Origin of the sequence: Nonomuraea lactucae (assembly GCF_003313395.1) — a bacterium.
GTDB classification, from domain to species: domain Bacteria; phylum Actinomycetota; class Actinomycetes; order Streptosporangiales; family Streptosporangiaceae; genus Nonomuraea; species Nonomuraea lactucae.
Window position 1 is genome coordinate 1 of the sequence record NZ_QNFZ01000673.1, and the last position, 2,979, is coordinate 2,979.

3 protein-coding genes are annotated in these 2,979 nt (G+C 70.5%); all 3 read left to right on the forward strand.

Annotation, left to right across the window (positions count from 1 at the left end):
* Positions 1-1,322: aldehyde dehydrogenase family protein (locus tag DQW85_RS25180; protein WP_113702460.1), on the forward strand; the 1,322-nt coding region annotated here is incomplete at its 5' end.
* 29 nt (positions 1,323-1,351) lie between these two features.
* Entirely contained in the window at positions 1,352-2,245 is an 894-nt protein-coding gene (locus DQW85_RS25185; RefSeq protein WP_113702461.1) for a tetratricopeptide repeat protein, read from the forward strand.
* Positions 2,246-2,583: 338 nt separating this feature from the next.
* Positions 2,584-2,979 (forward strand): hypothetical protein (locus tag DQW85_RS44835; RefSeq protein WP_205315391.1); only part of this gene is annotated, 396 nt, incomplete at its 3' end.

Genomic DNA, 2,979 nt, shown 5'->3' on the forward strand with positions numbered 1-2,979 from the left:
CCCGGGACGCCGACGCGGCGGTCGAGGCCGCGCGGCAGGCGTTCCCCCGCTGGTCCGCGCTGCCCGCCCTGGGCCGGGCGCACGTCCTGCGCAGGGTCGCCGAGCTCTTCACCGAGCACGCCGAGGAGCTGGCCAGGCTGGAGACCCGCGACAACGGCCGGATCCTGCGCGACACCCTCAAGAAGGACCTGCCGGGCATGGCCCACCTCTGGCAGCTCGCCGCGGGCCAGTGCCTGGACGCGGTCAAGGGCGACACCGTCATCCTCGGCCCCGACGCGCTCGGCCTGACCCGCCGCGAGCCGTACGGCGTGGCCGTGTGCGTCATCCCGTGGAACTCCCCCATCTCCACCTTCTCGGCCAAGGCCGCGTACGCCCTCGCCGCCGGCAACACGGTGATCGTCAAGCCCGCCGAGCAGGCCTGCGTGTCGGTGCTGCGGCTGGGAGAGCTGCTGGCGGAGGTGCTCCCGCCCGGCGTGCTCAACATCGTCAGCGGCCTCGGCGAGGAGGTCGGAGACGCCCTGGTACGGCATCGCGGCGTCAACAAGATCAGCCTGACGGGTTCGACGGCCACCGCCCAGGCCATCACCCGGGCCTCGGCGGACGCGCTCAAGCCGATGACGTTCGAGCTGGGCGGCAAGTCCCCGAACATCGTCTTCCCCGACGCCGACCTCGACGCCGCCGCCCAGGGCGTGACCGTGAACTCCGTCTACACCGGCAACGCCGGGCAGGTCTGCGTGGCCGGCTCGCGCATCCTCGTGCACCGCTCGATCTGGGACGAGATGCTGGAGCGGGTGCGGCGGATCGCGGCGGGCCTGGTGCTCGACGACCCGCTCGACATGCGGACCACGATGGGCCCGATCGTCTCCCAGGGCCAGTACGAGCGGGTCACCTCCTACCTCGACGTCGCCGAGAAGGAGGGCGCCGAGCTGGTCTTCGGCGGCCGGAGGGGGGCCGAGGTGGTGCCGGGCCTGCCCGGCGGCTACTGGGTCTCCCCCACCCTCTACACGACCACGGACAACGGCCTGCGGATCTGCCAGGAAGAGATCTTCGGGCCGGTCGCGGTGGCGATCCCGTTCGAGACGGACGAGGAGGCGCTGCGGATCTCCAACGACTCGCCGTACGGGCTGGCCGCCGGCGTCTGGACGCGCGACCTGGGACGCGCCCACCGTTTCGTCCGGGACCTGCAGAGCGGCACGGTCTGGGTGAACACGTTCCGCCAGATGCCACCGGGGTTGCCGTTCGGCGGCGTGAAGGACAGCGGCTACGGGCACGACGCGGTGCTCGAATACACCCGGGAGAAGGCCGCCGTCATTCAGATCTAGTCCGGGTCCGGTTCCGGTACATTCCCCGCATGAGCGAGGGGATCATCGACGCGCCCGACGGCAGGCCCGCCCTCCCGGAGGCGGCGGCCCAGTCACGGGCCTCCGTGCTGCGCAGCCGGGCCGAGTCGTACATCGCGCTGTCCAGGTACGACGCGGCCATCGCGGATCTGACCGAGTCGATCGCGCTGGCGCCGGACAACGCGCGCGCCTGGCGGCTGCGCGGCGAGAGCCACCGCCTCATCGGACGCCACGAGGTGGCGCTGTCCGACTTCGGCGAGGCGCTCCGCCACGAGCCGGACAGCTCGTACGCCCTCGGCTCGCGCGGCCAGGCGTACGCCTCGCTCGGCCGGTACGAGGAGGCCCTGGACGACTTCGAGCACGCGCTCACGTTGTCGCCTGAGTCGCTGTGGATCCTGGAGGCGAAGGCGGACGCGCTGGCCGACCTGGACCGCATGGACGAGGCGCTCGACGAGCACGCCAAGATCATCGCCTTGAACGAGGACCTGCCGTACTCCTGGCTGGCCCGCGGCGACCTCTACCAGCGCATGCACCTGTACGCCGAGGCGGTCGACGACTATACGAAGGCGCTGGCGGCCGACCCCGGGTACGTTCGCGCGTACAGCAGGCGCGGCGAGGCGTACCGCATGGTCGACCGCTACGACGAGGCGCTGACGGACCTGAACCGGGCCATCGAGCTCGACCCCGACCACGACCGCGCGCTCGGCAGCCGGGGCGCGGTCCTCAGCGAGCTGGGCGACAACGAGGCGGCCCTGAGAGACCTCGACCGGGCCATCGAGCTGGACCCCGAGTACGTCTGGGCCTTCCGGGTACGCGGCGAGATCCTGCAGGAGACGGAGCGCCACGAGGAAGCGGTGGCCGACTTCACCCGCGCCCTGGAACTCGAGTCCAGCGACTCCCAGTGAGGATTCTCACCCTCCAGGTGAGAATTTCTCCTTCCGGGTGCAAGAGAAGTCATCCCCACAACGGCCCTCTTGGAGCCTCAGGGGTTACGTTCCATGCACAAGTCACGATTCTGGCCGCACGGCCGGTGAGCCCGAGCGTTCCCACGGTCGGAGGGGGCCGACCGTGCGGCCGGAAGCTCATGCGGTGCGGCGCTCGCCGTGGCGGGATCTTCCGCCAGATCAGCCGAAAAACAAGGATTCCCTTGGAGAGCTGAAATCGGTGATCGTCTTCGCGGACTTCTTGATTGACAGCCAGTCAACTCTTGAGAGGTCTGATGAAGCGGAATGTCTCCTTAGCCGTGACAGTGGCCATAACGGCCCTGAGCGGCGTGGCAGTGCCCGCCACCGCGCAGGCGGACCCGGCCGCCGGACCGACTCCTGGCGCACCTGCACCCCAGGCCCGGACCACGGCCCCGGAGGGCGGCGCGTCCGGGCAGGTCACACTGGTGACGGGCGACCGGGTGATCGTGTCCGCGGCACCGGGCAAGCCGCGGGCCGTGCGGATCGAGCGAGGTCCCGGGCGCGAGAAGACGGCCTTTTACACCGAGAACCGTAACGGCCACCTGCACGTCCTGCCCTCGGATGCGGCGACCTTGGTGGCGCAGGACTTGGTCGATTCCAGGCTCTTCGATGTCACCCAGCTCATCGCGTGGCACTACGACGACGCCCACCGCGCCGACATCCCGGTCATCACC

Excerpts from the sequence above, each read along its gene's own strand:
- DQW85_RS25185 (WP_113702461.1), top strand. The coding sequence starts at position 1,352 with ATGAGCGAGGGGATCATCGACGCGCCCGACGGCAGGCCCGCCCTCCCG.